The sequence below is a fragment of the Nitrospirota bacterium genome (genome assembly GCA_016214845.1).
Lineage (GTDB): Bacteria > Nitrospirota > Thermodesulfovibrionia > UBA6902 > UBA6902 > SURF-23.
This window is the reverse complement of record JACRMS010000016.1, coordinates 107,913-124,918: the sequence shown is the minus strand read 5'-3', so window position 1 is coordinate 124,918 and position 17,006 is coordinate 107,913. Positions and strand designations below refer to the sequence as shown.

The 17,006-nt window shown below is 46.9% G+C and carries 15 protein-coding genes; 4 read left to right on the top strand and 11 right to left on the bottom strand.

Going from position 1 to position 17,006, the window contains the following annotated elements:
• Window positions 1–29 precede the first annotated feature (29 nt).
• From HZB61_04240 to HZB61_04220, 5 genes are all read right to left on the bottom strand, one after another.
• Window positions 30–821, bottom strand: a complete 792-nt coding sequence (locus tag HZB61_04240) for a polysaccharide deacetylase family protein (protein MBI5055808.1) — start codon at window positions 819–821, stop codon at window positions 30–32.
• Window positions 811–1,893, bottom strand: a complete 1,083-nt coding sequence (locus HZB61_04235) for a glycosyltransferase family 4 protein (protein MBI5055807.1) — start codon at window positions 1,891–1,893, stop codon at window positions 811–813. Before HZB61_04235 ends, HZB61_04240 begins: the two co-directional genes overlap by 11 nt.
• Before the next feature lie 125 nt (window positions 1,894–2,018).
• Entirely contained in the window at window positions 2,019–2,624 is a 606-nt protein-coding gene (locus HZB61_04230; protein ID MBI5055806.1) for a methyltransferase domain-containing protein, read from the bottom strand.
• A 91-nt stretch (window positions 2,625–2,715) separates the two neighbouring features.
• Window positions 2,716–3,822 (bottom strand): glycosyltransferase family 4 protein, encoded by a 1,107-nt coding sequence (locus HZB61_04225; protein MBI5055805.1) that lies wholly within the window; start codon window positions 3,820–3,822, stop codon window positions 2,716–2,718.
• A gap of 47 nt (window positions 3,823–3,869) precedes the next feature.
• Complete coding sequence (locus HZB61_04220; protein ID MBI5055804.1) at window positions 3,870–5,585, bottom strand: ABC transporter ATP-binding protein; 1,716 nt, start codon at window positions 5,583–5,585, stop codon at window positions 3,870–3,872.
• Window positions 5,586–5,763: 178 nt separating this feature from the next.
• Here HZB61_04220 and HZB61_04215 point away from each other — a divergent pair, with 178 nt between their 5' ends.
• The gene (locus HZB61_04215) at window positions 5,764–6,771 is read left to right on the top strand and encodes a GDP-mannose 4,6-dehydratase (GenBank protein ID MBI5055803.1); all 1,008 of its coding nucleotides are present in this window, start codon (window positions 5,764–5,766) and stop codon (window positions 6,769–6,771) included.
• Here HZB61_04215 and HZB61_04210 read toward each other — a convergent pair.
• From HZB61_04210 to HZB61_04185, 6 genes are all read right to left on the bottom strand, one after another.
• Entirely contained in the window at window positions 6,768–7,178 is a 411-nt protein-coding gene (locus HZB61_04210) for a hypothetical protein (GenBank protein MBI5055802.1), read from the bottom strand. The two genes, HZB61_04215 and HZB61_04210, sit on opposite strands and share 4 nt — an antisense overlap.
• Complete coding sequence (locus HZB61_04205; GenBank protein MBI5055801.1) at window positions 7,175–8,131, bottom strand: TIGR01777 family protein; 957 nt, start codon at window positions 8,129–8,131, stop codon at window positions 7,175–7,177. Before HZB61_04205 ends, HZB61_04210 begins: the two co-directional genes overlap by 4 nt.
• A 3-nt stretch (window positions 8,132–8,134) precedes the next feature.
• Window positions 8,135–9,256, bottom strand: a complete 1,122-nt coding sequence (gene tgt, locus HZB61_04200) for a tRNA guanosine(34) transglycosylase Tgt (protein MBI5055800.1) — start codon at window positions 9,254–9,256, stop codon at window positions 8,135–8,137.
• Between the two features lie 53 nt (window positions 9,257–9,309).
• Entirely contained in the window at window positions 9,310–9,753 is a 444-nt protein-coding gene (locus HZB61_04195) for a hypothetical protein (GenBank protein ID MBI5055799.1), read from the bottom strand.
• Between the two features lie 145 nt (window positions 9,754–9,898).
• Window positions 9,899–11,632 (bottom strand): arginine--tRNA ligase, encoded by a 1,734-nt coding sequence (locus HZB61_04190; protein MBI5055798.1) that lies wholly within the window; start codon window positions 11,630–11,632, stop codon window positions 9,899–9,901.
• A 133-nt stretch (window positions 11,633–11,765) separates the two neighbouring features.
• Complete coding sequence (locus HZB61_04185; GenBank protein ID MBI5055797.1) at window positions 11,766–12,503, bottom strand: zinc dependent phospholipase C family protein; 738 nt, start codon at window positions 12,501–12,503, stop codon at window positions 11,766–11,768.
• 86 nt (window positions 12,504–12,589) lie between these two features.
• Here HZB61_04185 and HZB61_04180 point away from each other — a divergent pair, with 86 nt between their 5' ends.
• From HZB61_04180 to HZB61_04170, 3 genes are all read left to right on the top strand, one after another.
• A complete protein-coding gene (locus HZB61_04180) occupies window positions 12,590–14,260 on the top strand; it encodes a DUF3365 domain-containing protein (GenBank protein MBI5055796.1) in 1,671 nt (556 codons plus the stop codon).
• Window positions 14,261–14,417: 157 nt separating this feature from the next.
• Entirely contained in the window at window positions 14,418–15,101 is a 684-nt protein-coding gene (locus HZB61_04175; protein ID MBI5055795.1) for a response regulator transcription factor, read from the top strand.
• A 358-nt stretch (window positions 15,102–15,459) separates the two neighbouring features.
• On the top strand, window positions 15,460–16,920 hold the full coding sequence (locus tag HZB61_04170) for a hydroxylamine oxidoreductase (protein MBI5055794.1): 1,461 nt from the start codon (window positions 15,460–15,462) through the stop codon (window positions 16,918–16,920).
• Window positions 16,921–17,006 lie beyond the last annotated feature (86 nt).

Here is a 17,006-nt window from a genome sequence, read left to right as displayed (position 1 = left end):
CGTAATAGGTCTTATAAGACTTATTTTTTTCATCCTGTTCTTATCGCAAGATAAAGTTTTGTCAGTAGAACAGACGAATATATCCTGGCATTTTTCAAGAGCCATCCGCCCTTATTGTTTCTGACCGGCAGCCTGCTGACCTCTTTTAAATTATTGACGGTGTTGCAGCCGCGCTCTGTCGTGTAGAGAGCTTTATATCCCGCGTCACAAGCTATCCTTATGCCGTCTTCATCATAATGCCCCCTGGGCCAGCATAGATGGTTTATTTTTTTTGAAAACCTTTTCTCAAGTAATGCCTTGCTGCCTGCAAGGTCTTCCTTTAACTCCGCGTATTTTTTCTCCTTCATATACTGCCAGGTCTTGTGCGTCATCCCGTGAGACTGTATATCGACCAGTCCGCTGTCTTCCATTTCATGAAGCTCTTTCCATGTGCACATGACCTCGGGACTCCTTTCAGTAGGGGCCAGTGCCCATGCGGGATTGTGGGAGAGCGGGACAAAAGAGCTCCTGTCGATGTCCGCGTCCCTGATAAAATCAGTGGCAATAAAAATTGTGGCCTTCATATTAAATTTCTTCAAAAGGGGATACGCGTAAACATAGTTGTCGGCAAACCCGTCGTCAAGGGACAGCAGGATACATTTCTTGGGCTTGTCTTTAGGGTCCTGAAGGAAATACAGAAACTCATCGGCGGAAAGAGTCTTCCAGCCTTTTTTTGATAAAACCCTTAAGTGGTCCTCAAAGTTTTTGGGAAATACGTTCAGCTCCCTGTCTGTAGGAGCTATGTGATGGTACATTGTAACAGGGATGGAATCATGCAACATCAAGGACCTCCTTATAACATGCCTCTGTCAGATCGATCATCCTGTCAAGGGTAAACCTTTCAAGCGCGGTGGCCCTTGCCCCGCTGCCAAGCTGTTTTCTTAGATCTTTATCCTGAGCAAGGAGGATGACTTTTTCAGCTATATCATCCGGGTCCTTGACTTTGAAATACACGCCGTTCACATTGTCTTCTACGAATTCCCTGAACGTAGGGATATCGGAAACAGCCACAGCCCTTTCCATTGCCATTGCTTCAACAAGCGCGGTACCCAGCCCCTCCAGCCACGATGGATACACAAAAATATTAATTGTCTTTAAGACCCTTTGCACGTCGTCCCTGTGTCCCAGGAAGATGACTTTGTCCCTGAACTCCGGGCTAACGTGGGAAAGATACCTGCTCCTGGCCGGCTCCATCAGCCTGCCGGCAAATAATAATATACATGGGACTTTTTTGCTGATACTGTTAAACGCCTGTAAAAGATATTCCTGCCCTTTTACCTCCGTGAATGTGGATGTATTGCCGATGATAAGCGTCTCCGGCGATATTTTTAATTCTTCCCGGAGGTCTTTAACGTCAGGATTGAATATCTGCATATCAAAGGTTTCGGGAATGACCGCTATTTTTTCTTCTTTAAAACCCCGCTGCATGAGCAGGTGTTTAATGGCGCCGCTGCTGGCGATAAGCCTGTCAGGTATTGAATAAATAAATTTCGCAAGCAGGCCCCTGCCGATAGGGTAGAGGTTCTGGCGGAACCTTACGAGTTTCTTCCCGGAAAGTTTTGCCGCTGTCCCGCCCGCCCAGGTGTCTACGGAGCTGTGGGTCGAGACCAGATCGATCTGCTCATCCTTGATGATCTTCTTCACCTTCAGGAAGATCGGAAGATAACCATTCTTTGTCATGTTCATCTCATGCACTTTTACGCCTGCCTGTTTTGCCTTCTGCGCAAGAACACTGCCTGTGTGACATGCGATAACAACCTTATGACCTCTTTTAATGAAGCCGGTTGCTTCGGCCAGGATCCTGTTCTGCTGGCCGCCCCATTTCTTCAATGTCTCTGTGTGAAGGATATTCATTTGGGATCTTTCTTCACCACAGAGAACACAGAGAAAAGAAGTTGAGATGATAAGAAGTTATGAAGATAAAAAATGCAGTCCGCTCATCCTCTATTAGTCTCTGTGACCTCTGTGGTTAATTTAATTCACTTTCTCCTCAATATAAAAAATCTGTGTTCGCAATTCATTTCATTTAAAAACTCTTTCTCGATATCAAAAAACTTTTCCATCTCTTTTTTGACCTTCCTCCTTGACACTCCCCTTGTGATCTCCCAGTGGTGCTGTCCGCTCGTGCAACGTTTCAACGTGGAAGGGTGTTTTATTATAATCGTTTTCTCTTCTAAAAATGGTACCTTGAAAACCAGCTTGAGGTGCTTCCTCTTATGCGGCAAAGAGATGATTACCCTCTTTTTTGCGACCCTGCGTAATTCACTCAGCGCGTCAGGGAATTTATCAAAGGGGAGATGCTCCAGGACCTGGCAGCATATTGCCACATCAAAGGCGTCGTCTTCAAAAGGAAGTCGGGTCACATCTCCCACGACATCAGGGTTGACCTCGCTGTTAATGTCCACGGTTACAACCTTTGTATTACCCGCGCTGAGTTGTTTGATCGCGTTCTCTGTAATGCCGCTTCCTTTCCCGACTATCAGAACGCTGCCCGGAGAGACCTCAAGGGCTTCCGAGATCTGATGCCAGTAACTAAGCCAGCGGGACTTTGAATTGTATTCAAGTGTTAGATAAGTTTTGTCCATTTGTTAAAAATATCCGCAGATTACTCAGATTCACACAGATTTTTATAGACCTTATTTTGATCTGTGCAATCTGCGAAATCTGCGGATTGAATTAATTATCATCCCCGGATTTTTTTTGTTTCAATAAATTTTTGTAAAGATACTCAATCTTATCGATCATATGATCCACGGAATGTCCTCTCATTACAAGCTCTCTTGCGTTCTCAGAAAAAATTTTGGCCTCATCGGGATTATTAAGCATCCGGATTATGCCTTTTGCAAGTCCCTCATGATCTCCGGGGGCGATGAGAAGTCCTGTTTTTTCATTAATAACAACTTCAGGCACGCCGCCGACTTTTGTAGCGACAACCGGAACGCCTGCGGCCATGGCCTGGAGAAGGCCCTGGGGCAATCCCTCAGACCAGGAACTCAGTATTGCTACATCAGTGAATGAATAAATTCCGGGAATGTCTTTAACAAAGCCGGTGAATATTACGTGCTTTGCGATACCGAGGTCATTTGCAAATTTCACAAGCGCCTCCTGCCTCGGGCCGTCGCCCACTATCAGGAATTTAGCGTCAGGGAAGACATCTGTAACGGCCTTTACTGATTGCAGGGTCACCTCGTGTCCTTTGACACTCCTTAATATCCCTACCTTCGTTATCACAGGCGAATTAATATCCAGTCCATATTTCTTTTTTGCCTCTCTGTTCTTTTTCACGTCAAAGAATTCCATACCAACCCCCGTTGGAATACTTACAACCTTGTCCTCAGGGAAACCGCACTGGTTCACGAGGTTATTCCGCATATTATCGCCGCAGGAAATATAGACGTCCGGAAGGTAATGGATGAAATTGAGAATATTCCGCTTCAGTGGAATATTCAGATGCCTCGTTCTTACGAGCACAGGGACGTTTGCGATCTTTGACGCAATGCCTCCTATCCACGAATCAACGCCGCTGTGCGTATTGACAATATCGAATTTATTGTCCTTCAAAAACTTCACCAGGCCCATGATGCTAACTATGTCATAAGGTTTTCGCAGCGGAAGTGTGTGCGCGCTGATTCCGAGCCGGGCGGCCTCACTTTTTATCTTTGCGTGTCCCCTGCACACGATGGAAACGTAGTGCCCCCTTTCAATCAGGCCGGCTGCCTCTGAAAGCACCCTCTTTTCCTGTCCGCCCAGACCGTCAGACCATTCTGTATGAAGTATTCGCATCTTCTTAGAAGAAATAAGTCGTATACGACTTATAAGACGTATTGTTTTCAGGCGTGAGCAAAGGCATTATAGAGCTTCATGTACGTGTCGTTCCTCGAAATAAGCTGCTCATGTGAACCAATGTCAGCTATCCTGCCTTTATCAAGGACCACTATCCTGTCCGCATTTCTGATTGTAGAAAGCCTGTGCGCTATTACGATGGTCGTCCGGCCCTTCATTAATTTCTCCAGCGCCTCCTGCACAATCGCCTCGGATACTGAATCGAGCGAAGATGTGGCTTCATCAAGTATCAGTATCGGAGGGTTTTTCAGTATAGCCCTTGCGATGGCGATCCTCTGCTTTTGCCCGCCGGAGAGTTTGAGACCTCTTTCGCCTATCACGGTATCGTATTTTTCAGGCAGTTCCTCTATGAAGGCATCGGCGTGAGAGAGTCTTGCCGCCCCGATAAGTTCCGCTTCCGGGGCGCCTTCACGACCAAAGCCTATATTCTCCCTCACTGTATCATTAAAAAGTATAATGTCCTGACTTACAATGCCTATCAGCTTTCTGAGGGAAAGTAATTCCACTTCATTAATATCAAGTCCGTCGATTGTTATTTGTCCGTTTGAAGGTTTAAGAAATCCGGGTATTAAATCAACAAGTGTTGACTTTCCGACCCCGCTGTGCCCGACAACAGCGATCACTTCTCCATGCATTATTTCGAGATTTACATCCTTTAAAACCGAAGAATTTCTCCCCGGGTACGCAAAAGATACGTTTTTAAATCTGATTGAATTCTTGAAACTGTCTATTTTTATTTCCCCGCTTTCCTCTTGCGAGGCATCAAGCAGGGTGTCAACCCTTTCAATAGACGCCCTTGTCTCCTGAAGTGAGGTATATGCCTCGCTTATTTTTCTTGTCGGACCAAAAATCATATAGATTGCGACAAGTATTGACGCGAAATCACCGGGGGTAATAGTCCCTTTCATCACCATATTGCCGCCGTACCACAAAATAACGGCAATGCCCAGGCCGGTAATGATCTCAATTGCAAGTTTTATGAACTCTTTATATCTTTCAACCCTCAACAACTCCCTGTAGTATCTGCGGTTTTCGTCGCTGAAATTATCGCCCTTTGATCTCTCACGGTTGAAGACCTTGATTATTCGCACTCCCAAAATACTCTCACCGACTTTTTGTGTCAGGAAGGACAATTTCCTCTGGGCCTCTTTTCTTTTTTTCTTGACGCTCTTGCCCAATGTTCTTGTGCTGTACGCCATTAAAGGAAGCAGCGCCAGAGTCATCAAAGTCAAGCTCCAGCTCCTGTAAAACGCGAGGCCAAGAAGGAATATTACCGTGGGTATTTCAAGCACAAAAGCTTTTAAGATATCCGACATCAAGCTTCTCAGGGCTTCCGCGTCATACATGATCCTTGAAATGATCACGCCAGAAGATTCTTTTGTGAAATAGCCGACCGGAAGGTTAAGTACGTGGTTAAACAGCCTGTTCCTCATATCTCTCACAAGCTGCAGGCCGGCGGCCTTCATTAAATAATTCTGTCCATAGTTCAAAACACCCTTAAATGAAATAAGCAGAAAAATACCGAGCGGGAAGAGCTTCAGATACTTATAGTTTTTGTCAGCTAATATTTCATCAAGCGCCGGTTTGACAGCCCATGCGATTGCCGCGGTTATGCCGGAAACAAGAAGGCTGAGGACAATTCCAATCACAACCTTCCGCCAGTAGGGCTTTGTAAGCCTGATTATCTTCCTGAAAAATTGCATGTCAATAGTATGCTCAACCTGTACAATTATAGAAAAAGAAAGCCGGGACGAATTCATCAACCGCCCAGCAAGATACACTCCCTTAAACTTTGTTTATATCTCGCATGTATTGTCTTTGTACGTTTTTCTGCTGTATTATAACAAATCATATATTTTTAGAAGGGAAAGAGGATTTTCTATGAAGAAACCATCGGCAAAAACAGTTTTTAAAGGCAGGACCATTCTCGTTACAGGCTGCGCAGGATTTATAGGGTGGAAGGTCTCCCAGCTTCTGCTTGAGAAGAACAGGAAGGTGATAGGCGTTGACAATATCAATAACTACTACGACCCTGCCCTGAAGATATGGAGGCTCAGGAAATTAAAAAGCCGACCGAATTTCAGTTTTTATAAAGTGGACATCGGTGATTATAAAAAGCTCAAAAAAGTTTTTATGGAAAATAAAATCGACGCGGTCATTAATCTTGCGGCAAGGGCAGGAGTACGGGCGTCCGTGGAAGACCCGTGGGTATATCTTGATACGAACACAAAAGGCACATTAAACCTGCTTGAGTGCTGCAAGGACCATAAAGTCAAAAAATTTGTCCTGGCATCCACCTCAAGTTTATACGCGTCCCTGGATATGCCGTTTAAGGAGACCTCAATTACCGACACCCCTCTTGCTCCGTATTCTGCAACTAAAAAAGGCGCCGAGGCTTTATGTTATGCGTATCATTATCTTTATGGCCTCGATATAACCGTGTTGAGGTACTTCACAGTGTATGGTCCCGCCGGAAGACCCGACATGAGCATTTTCAAGTTCGTAAAGAACATGGATGCGGGAAAGCCCATTCCGGTTTTTGGAGACGGTACCCAGACAAGGGATTTTACATATATTGACGATATAGCCGACGGCACGATCAGGGCGTTGAAGCCTATGGGTTACGAGATAATCAACCTCGGCAGCGACCACCCCGTGAAACTCAATTATGTGATCGGGCTTCTTGAAAAGCATCTCGGTAAAAAAGCCAGAAGAAAAGTCCTCAGGAGACATCCTGCCGACGTAACCGCCACCTGGGCGCACATAGAAAAGGCCAAAAAGATGTTAGGCTGGAAGCCGAAGATGCCGCTTGAAAAGGGCGTAGAAAACACGGTCAACTGGTTTTTGGAGAACAAAAAGTTTCTGAAGAGTTTGGAGTGGAAAGATTAGAACTCCTTATACACTTTTGCCAATGAATCCCCGGCCACGTGCATTTTGAATTCATTGAAATAACCAAACGGCGTGGTCATGACCGTATAGCCAGTCCTTGTTAATCTCTCCACAACTTCTTGAAGAAGGGCTTGCGCAAATTCCGGGGACGACTTGCTCGCAGACAGGTGATTGAATGAATGGAGCACGACATTTTTTGTATTGAATTTACCGGCAATCCATTTCGTGTTCTTGACGAACTTCTGAATGACGCTGTCTCTGTTAGTTTCATCCTCCGCCTCAGAGTGGTAAAAAACTACCTCTGCATCTTTCATGGATTCCTCTTTATCAAAATCAGGCACATCAGGCAAAGTCTTGGACGCGGTCTTATACCACCACTCGTGTACATAAAACATGACAAGCTTCATGATTTTATTTTCTCCTTCTTTAATATTGCATTTAGCGCTCCATTCACTTCTGAATATTTAAAATGATACCCGGCTTTTAATGCCTTCTCCGGCAGGACCCGCTGCCCTGTAAGGAGCACGCCGCCGAGCTCTCCGAGAGTTAATTTTACAACAAAACCCGGAACCGCAAGCCACGACGGCCTGCCAAGGGCCTTGCCGAGCGCGGAGCTGAATTCCTTGTTTGTGACCGGATTAGGCGCGGCAGCATTCACAGGGCCCGAGACTGATTCATTTTCAAGCGCGTATTTTATGATGCCGACAACGTCATCCCTGTGGACCCATGAAAACCATTGTTTCCCGCTCCCGATAGGGCCGCCTAAAAAAAATTTAAACGGGACCATCATCTCAGGCAGCGCGCCTCCGTCAGATTCCAACACACCTCCGATCCTGACAAGCACAACTCGAGTGTCAAAATCCCGCGCCCTCAAAGCCTCAGCCTCCCATGCCTTGCAGACCTCTGCGAGGAAGTCTGAGGCAGGCGGGGTTTCCTCGGTAACGTATTCATCCCAGTGAGCGCCGTAGTAGCCGATAGCAGAGGCATTGATTAAAATTTTCGGCCCTGTTTTTCCGGGGCGAAAATCTCTCCTCTCACCTCTTGCCAGCATCAGACAGGGAGATACCGGTTCCATTGAATCTACAAGCGCGCGCGTCGTATTTATGCGGCTTGACATGATGAGCTCTTTGCGCTCTTTTGTCCAGCGTCCCGGCGCAATCGGCTCACCGGCAAGGTTGATGACGGCATCAAATCCTGAGATTGTGTCGGCAGAAATAAGGGCGGGCGGGTTCCATGTCAGTTTATCTTTTGAACCTGACGGGCGTCTTGTGGTGACGACAACCGTATGCCCGGCATTACGCAGTTCACGGCTTAAAGGTGTCCCGATAAACCCGGTCCCGCCTATGATCAATATCTTCATAAATCAATCCTCATGAAAATTGTTTTGCAGTATCGGCGTCCATTCTTTCCTGAATCTGACGAATTCACCATTGCCGATTGCGTCCCTCATCTTCCTGAAAAAGTCGAGATAGAAATGGAGATTGTGCAGGGTGTTCAACCTCATCGAGAGGATCTCCCTGTTCATGAAGAGATGTCGAAGATAAGCCCTCGAATAATTTTTACAGGTATAACATTCACAATTTGGATCAAGCGGCCCAGAGTCTCTTTTGAATTCCTCACGCTTAATGCTTATCCTTCCATTACTGGTAAACAAGGTCCCGTTCCGTGCGTTTCTCGTGGGCATCACACAGTCAAACATATCAATGCCTGCCGCGACCGCCTCAAGCACATCGAGCAGGTCGCCAATACCCATGAGGTAGCGAGGCTTATCCTGGGGGAGAAGAGGGGTCGTGAAATTTATCATCTCATACATTAATCCCTTCGGCTCTCCCACGCTGAGCCCGCCGATGGCGTACCCGTCGAAATCCATTTCGATCAACTCTTCCGCGCTCTGCTTCCGTAAGTCGGCGTATACCCCGCCCTGCACAATTCCGAACAATTGTAGGGGCGTATCGCGATACGCCCCTACGGCTTCCTTACACCTCTTCGCCCACTTTGTGGTCAACTGCAAAGAGTTCAGAGCGTATTCCCTTGTTGCCGGATACGGGGTGCATTCATCAAAGGCCATTGCGATGTCCGAGCCTAACGCTGCCTGGATCTCCATTGCGAGTTCGGGTGTTAAAAAATGCGTGGAGCCGTCAAGGTGCGACCTGAATTCTACCCCGTCATCTCTTATTTTTCGCAAAGGCGAGAGGCTGAATACCTGGAACCCGCCGCTGTCAGTGAGAATGGGGCCCTTCCAGCTCATGAATTTATGAAGCCCGCCAAGCTGTTTGATTATTTCATGGCCGGGACGCAGATAAAGATGGTATGTATTGGAAAGAAGGACCTCCGCGCCGAGATCTTTCATCTCGTCCTGATTCATCGCCTTGACGGTCGCACTGGTGCCGACAGGCATAAAGGCAGGGGTGTTTATGATGCCGCGCCGGGTATGAATCTGCCCGAGACGCACGTTGTTGTCCGATGTTATTTTATTAAATTGCAATTATGATCGTGTACGGGCGAACGGCTGTTCGCCCGTACTAACTCCTGATAAACTTAATAGTGCGCTGTCCATATCCCCGCGGCAACAGCGGTAAAGCTCAGCGCGAGTATGACCCAGTGAAAGACCTGCAGTATTAAAAATATCCTCTTTGTGTCGATTTCTTCCCCCGTGGGCGCTGCGAAGATCTTCTTGAAGATAATTTTTTCGAGGCCGAATAAAAGAGACGCGTAAAAGGCCCAGACGATAATCATTACCCACGCGCCGAAGCTCAACCCTTTTTCATTAATTAAATACAGGCCTGAAAGCCCGACGAGTATGACCATCGCCTTCGCTATCTTTGAGAAGCGGTGTTCCACTCCCTGAAACATCATCACCTGTTCAAGAGAGCTGCTTCCCCTCTGTATCATCGGGAACGTGATCATGGTGACGAACGCCACCCCTCCGATCCAGACAATAACAGCGACTACGTGAATGATTAAAGCTGTAATGTATAACACTGTGCCTCCATTCTCGTTTCAAAGAATTCATCCACAGATTTCGCAGATGACACAGATAAAAAATCTTAACATGGGAATTCTATTTTAAGAATCTGTGCACATCTGTGTAATCTGTGGATATATTTCTATAATTTCTTCTGTGTCTCTACATCCTCTCCGGTGCGCTGACGCCTAAAATTTTCAGGCCTTCTTCAAGCACTATCTGAACGGCGCTGCAAAGAGAGAGCCGTGCCTTTGTTAGTTCCGCGTCATCCGATATCACTCTGTGCTTATTGTAGTACGAGTGAAACATGCCGGCAAGCTCCTGGAGATAATATGTTATCCTGTGCGGCTCCATTGAAAGCGCCGCTCCTTCAAAAACCATCGGGTATTGAAGGAGCCTTTTGATGATGGAAAGTTCTTCATCTTCTTTTAACAGGGCGGGAGCAAGATTCGCCCATACGTCTTCTTTTGCTTCTTCTGCCAGGGCGGGTTTGAAACCCGCCCCTACGCCTCGTTCCATCGCCTGCCTGAAGATGCTCGATATCCTTGCAAACGCGTACTGGACATAAAAGACCGGGTTCTCCGCTGACTGTTCTTTCGCAACCTCTATGTCAAATTCAAGCTGGCTGTCTGCCCGCCGGGTAAGGAAAATGAATTTCGTGGTATCCGCGCCGACCTCGTCAATTACCTCGCGCAAAGTTACAAATTCCCCGGACCTTTTCGACATCTGGACCGGCTCGCCATGCCTTAGTAACGCCACCATCTGAATAAGTATGACCCTGAATTTTTCCCTGGGCAGGCCGAACGCCTCAAGCACCGATTTAAGCCTTGGTATATAACCGTGGTGGTCAGCCCCCCATATATCAATAATTGTATCAAATCCCCTGTCGAGCTTGTCTTTATGATATGCGATGTCAGAGGCGAAGTATGTGTATTCGCCGTCCCGCTTCACAACTACCCTGTCTTTATCATCCCCAAAGAGAGTAGACTTGAACCACACAGCTCCATCTTTTTGATAAATATATCCACGGCCCGCCAAATCGTCTATCGATCTTTCCACTTCCGGCTTCTGACTTTTGTCTTCCGGCTTCTCATAAAGATCTTTTTCACTTTGCCATCTGTCAAAGACAATGCCGAAGTCTCTCAGGTCCTGCGCGATATCGGCGAGCATCTTCTTGTAAGCAACGTTTGTGAAAAATGCCCCGCACTCTTCAAACGTTTTGTTAAGATACTTATCGCCGGCCCTTTTAATAAACTCATCAGCAATGGATTGAATATACCCGCCCTTATACCCGTCTTCAGGGAATGGGACATTGTTCCCCAGTGATTGCTGATAGCGCGCGTACACAGACCTCCCAAGGTGTTTGACCTGAAGCCCGGCGTCATTGATGTAGAATTCCCTTTGCACATCAAAGCCTGCCGCCTTCAAAATATTGCACAGCGCATTGCCTACAGCCGCGCCTCTTCCGTGACCGATATGAAGCGGCCCTGTGGGATTTGCGCTGACAAATTCGACCTGCACCCTTCTGCCTTTCCCGATATCAGTCCTCAGCGCTGAATGCCTTTCTGTCAGGAGCCTTTCAAATTCCCTGTAAAAAAATTCCCTCCTGAATTTGAAATTAATAAATCCGGGCCCTGCTATTTCGATACTTTCAAAGATGCCATCGGGCACGTCACGACGTGCCCCTGCTTTTATGGCTTCAACAATCTCCTCGGCAATTTTTCTCGGAGGTTTTTTTAGGGTCTTAGTCAGCCCCATTGCCACTGTGGTGGCGAAGTCTCCCATTGCTTCATTTTTAGGGACCTCAACATCGACATCGGGGATCCCGGCAAGGCCCCACTTTTCTTTAAGGTTTTCCAGTGCGTTCCGGACGTTGTCAATAACGATCTGTTTCATGAACAATAAGTTTAAAGATAGATTAAAAGTAAGTCAACAAACCGGATGGCCTCATCCAAAAACGCGATGAAAGGGAATCGTTGCTTCAAATAAGAAATCGAAACCGGTTTTCATTTGGGGCAACCGGGCCGGACTAAGAGGCTTTTCTTTGATATCTTCCCAGGGGGTGCTCTTTTAACACTTCTGAATCTTTGCCGTTACTCAGCAATTCCAGCATCCTTGAGACAGCCTCCTGCTGGAAATTATTGATATCCTCCACAGGTATCTCATAGGGGAACCGGTCATCGATAAAATTGGAGATCGGGGAGTAATTGGGCAGCCGCGACAGCACGAGAAAGCTCTTGAATATCCTTTTATTGGTTTTAAAAGAAAAGAAGTGGCTTTCAAGATTGTCCTCAAGAAAAAGGTCATGTCTTTTTTGCATGACCTTGTCAAGTTCTCTGAGCGCTGTTCTATATTTCTTGTCGATCAGGCTGTCAGCCTTTACCTCAAAAATCGGATGTCCAAAAGGCATCATTGTTGACCTGTTGTTATGAACAACAGTGTCCGCGCAAAGATGGGTCAGGTAACCGTAAGCGAATGCCTTTTGCCGGTTTGTCTTTGAGGCTTCAAGTAACTTCCATGCGATGTCCCAGCTGTGGGAATTTTTCTCATGCCCCTGAAACCTCCTGCCGAGGATTATGTCGGCTATTACATTGCCGTACAGGAAATCGCTTTTATATCTTTTTAAAATACCGTATACACCTGCGGGAATAAGGGCCGCTCCCACGTCCAGCACCTGATAACCGAGATAAACATGTGTAAGGGGGCCCCATGCGTGGGCGAGTGATGGGACAAGAAGAATTGATATAAAACAAACTGCCGCTAACATAACTGACCTTAGTTTATGATATTCAATTCAATAAAATCTACTGACTATTTTCACGGAAATGTAATGTATAATCTTTTTAAGATGTTATGCGAAAAATAAGGACATTCTTAAGAGAGTTCAGGGCGTTAAAGATCAGCCTCAGCCTTAAATTCGTTATAGGCACGGCTGTCGTACTGACCATAGCCATGAGCTTGTCAACCTACCTGATCCTGGAGAAGGACAGGAAACTCGTCATTGAACAGCTTGATACGCAGGCAAAGACTTTGTTTGCGCAAATCGTGCTTACCCGGAGATGGATCGCAGACCACGGCGGCATTTTTGTAGAGAAAATGCCCTGGAAAAAACCGAACCCCTATCTCTCCGAGCCGGAAATGGAGGCCATCAGTGGCAAAAAATATATAAAAGAAAGCCCTGCCATGGTGACCAAGGAACTGTCGGAATACGCCAAAAAGTCAGGGGCCTACTGGTTCAATATAACGAGCCTGAAACTGATAAATCCTAAGAACGCGCCTGATGAGTTCGAGAGGACCGCGTTGATGGCGTTTGAATCAAACCGGACAAAGGAATCTTCAACCGTGGAGAAAATAGGGCCGTCACATTTTTACCGCTACATAGCGCCGCTGTATGTTGAGCAGCCCTGCCTTAAATGTCATGAGCATCAAGGCTATAAAGTCGGAGACATAAGGGGGGCTATCAGCGTGTCTATTCCCATGGATTACGCCCTCTCAATGATAGACTCTGAAAAAAGGACTATCATTTTATCAAGCGCAGCCACTATTGCGACCCTGATGCTGGTCCTGTTTATTATGATGAAGGAGCTTGTGCTGCGCCCCGTAAACCAGTTGAAGCTGTCCATGAGGGACCTCTCAAAAGGCAGGGGGACCGGGGTCCCTGTGACGAGGACCGGCGATGAGCTTGAGGACCTCACCACGGCCTTTGTTGCGATGTCAAAATCTCTGGGGGAATATCATACCGACCTTGAAAACAAGGTGCAGAGCGCAACGAAAAGCCTTGCGGACGCGAACGCGCGGCTTACTGAATTGAATGAGAGAAAATCCGATTTTATCGCAAAGGTATCACACGAGCTCAGGACCCCGTTGACCTCCATTAAAGGTGCGATGGATTATATAACGGCAAGGTTTTCAATGCTCCCCAAAACCGGCAAAAGCGCAGATGACCTTCAGGAATTTTTTGATGTGATAAAAAACAACTCCGACAGATTGATACGGATGGTTAATGACACTCTGGATATCGAGCGTATTGAGTCAGGGATCTTTGATCTGGAGTTCAGAGAGGTTGACTTGCCATCTCTTATTAAAGAGGTGGTCACTGGTTTCCACGCCACAGCAATTGAAAGAAATATCACGTTCAGGATAACGGCTGCCGCAGGTATATTTATTCATGCCGATGAAGACAGGATAAGACAGGTCTTGATAAATCTCCTCTCAAACGCGATTAACTACAGCCCTGATGACTCGGAGATAACTGTCTCATTTACAGAGGATAAAGATAACGTTACAGTCTCGATAAAAGACGAAGGCCCCGGCATCCCGGCTGAGGTCCAGAAAAAAATCTTTGACAAATTTTATACAATAGGCAGAAAACAGGGCACCGGCCTCGGACTTGCGATATGCAAAGGTATAATCGAGGCGCATCACGGTGAAATTAACGTGATAAGCGGTGAAGATGTGAAGGGCAGCACGTTTTATTTCACATTGCCTAAGAGAAGGAAGGTAGCCACGAATATGCACGAATAATCACGAAAGAAACAAGAAATAAAACCGGACGCGAAAACGCAGATTATCAAGATGAAAGAAAATAAACTTATCTGCGTATCAGCGAAATCTGTTCCTGATTTTATTCGAGTCAATTCGTGAAAATTCGTGGCTAATAAGTTTTTTTCAGGATAAGAAGATGCACCACAGAATCCTTGCTGTTGACGACGACAAAGACATATTAAAGGTGCTCAAGGCAAATCTTCAGCTCAATGAATATGAGGTTGATACGGCAGACAACTGGGCAAAGGCGCAGTCCCTGATATCTGAATACCCCCCCGACCTCATACTTCTTGACCTTACCCTGCCCGATGGAGACGGCATTGAGATCTGCCGGGGTTTGAGAAAAGATTTTCCACAAATTCCGGTCATAATGCTTACCGCGAGGGACAAGGTCTCTGACAAGGTCATCGGCCTTGAAAGCGGAGCTGATGATTACGTGGTAAAGCCCTTTGAGACTCTTGAGCTTCTGGCAAGAATAAAGGCCTGCCTCAGGCGGGCGGGCCCTCAGGTCACAAAAGAAGAAATTAGCATCGGCAGCATCAAGGTCGATTTCAAAAAACACCTTGTCACTGTCTCAGGGAAGAAGATTGACCTTACTCCAAAGGAATTTGAGCTGCTTTGTTTTTTTATAAACCACCGGGGGGAGGCATTAAGCAGGGACACGATCAGGAAATCCGCCTGGAAAGGCTCCCAGATTTATTCATGGAGCAGGGTGATAGACGTGCATATCCAGCATCTCAGGCAAAAGATCGAGAAAGACCCTTCAAATCCAAAATACATCCTCACTGTGTCCGGCGCGGGCTATATGTTTAAAGAATAACAGCCTGCTGAATCACACCTTCCAAAATTTACAGATCCTTTACACACTTTTACATCACATTTACAAAACTACCTGTTAACCTTTAATCAGATAGTCAGCAAATTTAAAGACGCCGCACGGCCATTTGAAATTGCAATTGATGCAAATACAAATTGCGGAATAAGCAACTGTTATAAATATTGACTCGACGGATTCATTGTGCTAATGGAAGACAAGAGGAGGAACAGGTTGAGTGCCCTCTTGTCCCGGAACTGAAAAAAGGGGGTGATCAAGTCTTAGTTTATTAATTCAATTAACTTACAAACATTGCGCCTGAATTTTTCAGATTCAGGGGCGGACAAATACTTGGGAGGGTAAGATGTCAAAAATAGTTAAGTTATTAATAGGTATCATGCTCATCTGGACAACAAGCGTATTCGCCGAGACAAGGATCAATATACCAAAAGAACTCTCTAAAGCCAGCCAGGAATGTGTAACCTGCCACACCCAGACCACGGTCAATATTTATCAGGAGTGGGGCAGGAGCAAACATTATCGCGCCAATGTGGGTTGCTTTGAATGCCATGAGGCGCAAAAAGGAGACGTGGATGCCTTCGAGCATGAAGGTAAATTGATTTCAGTTATCGTGTCGCCAAAGGACTGCTCCAAATGCCATGAAAGGGAAGTGGACGAATTTGAGAATTCGCATCACTCAAAGGCAGGCCGTATCATGGGTTCCCTGGACAACACGCTTGCCGAAGTCGCTGAAGGCAACCGGGGCATGAAGACAGAGGCGTTTCCTGAAGGCATTTCAGCGGCGGCTGTAAACGGCTGCTGGCAGTGCCACGGCTCTGTTGTAAAGATCAACAAGAACGGAAAGCCGGACCCGGCTGTGTGGCCCAACACAGGCATGGGACGTGTAAATCCTGACGGCTCTGAGGGCAGCTGCACGGCATGCCACCAGCGTCATGAATTTTCAGTGGCGCAGGCGCGCCAGCCTGAAAACTGCGGCAGATGCCACATGGGCCCCGACCATCCGCAGATAGAAATCTACCAGGAATCAAAGCACGGCATCAATTATTACGCTAACAAGGAGAGGATGAACCTCGAATCCGCCAAATGGATCTCGGGCGAGGATTATTCCGCGGCCCCTACATGCGCAACCTGCCATATGTCGGCAACCAGTGACATGCCGGTCACACACAACGTCGGGCTGCGCATTAAATGGAACAACCGTCCGCCGCAGTTAAAGCAGGCCCATGAAACCGACAAGGCGTGGAATCTTCCCTCAGCCGCTATCACGGGTGATATGCGCAAGGCGAACATGGAAAAAGTGTGCGCGTCATGCCATAACGTAAACTTCGTCAAGGCGTTCTATATCCAATACGAGGCCCAGCTTGACCTTTACAGCGACAAATGGGCCAAGCCCGGCGAGAAGCTTTTCAAGAAGGCAACTGACGTGCTGAAGGCTGTCAAGGGCAGTGAGTATGCGGCATTCGCCCAGAAGATCGACTACACCTGGTTTGAGCTCTGGCATCATGAAGGCCGCCGTGTGCGTCATGCAGCTTCGATGATGGCTCCGGACTACACGCAGTGGCACGGCAATTACGACCTTGCAAGGAACTGGTACGGCTCATATGTTCCTGAATTAAAGGAAGTCATAGAAATGGGCAAGACCAGCAAAGATGCAAACGCGCAGAAGTTCGCGGGTGAGCTTGAGGCGATGCTTACTGAAGTTATGAATACCCCGAATCATAACTGGGCTATCGGCAAAGAGGACCCGGCTGCCAAAGCCGACCGCGCGAAACGCGTCAAGGAATTTCAGGAACGCTACAAGTAGTTTAAAAATTAACCACAGAGCGCACTGAGGCACGGAGTTCTTTTTCCATCATTTCCTCTGTCCTCTGTGCCCTCTGTGGTAAAAAA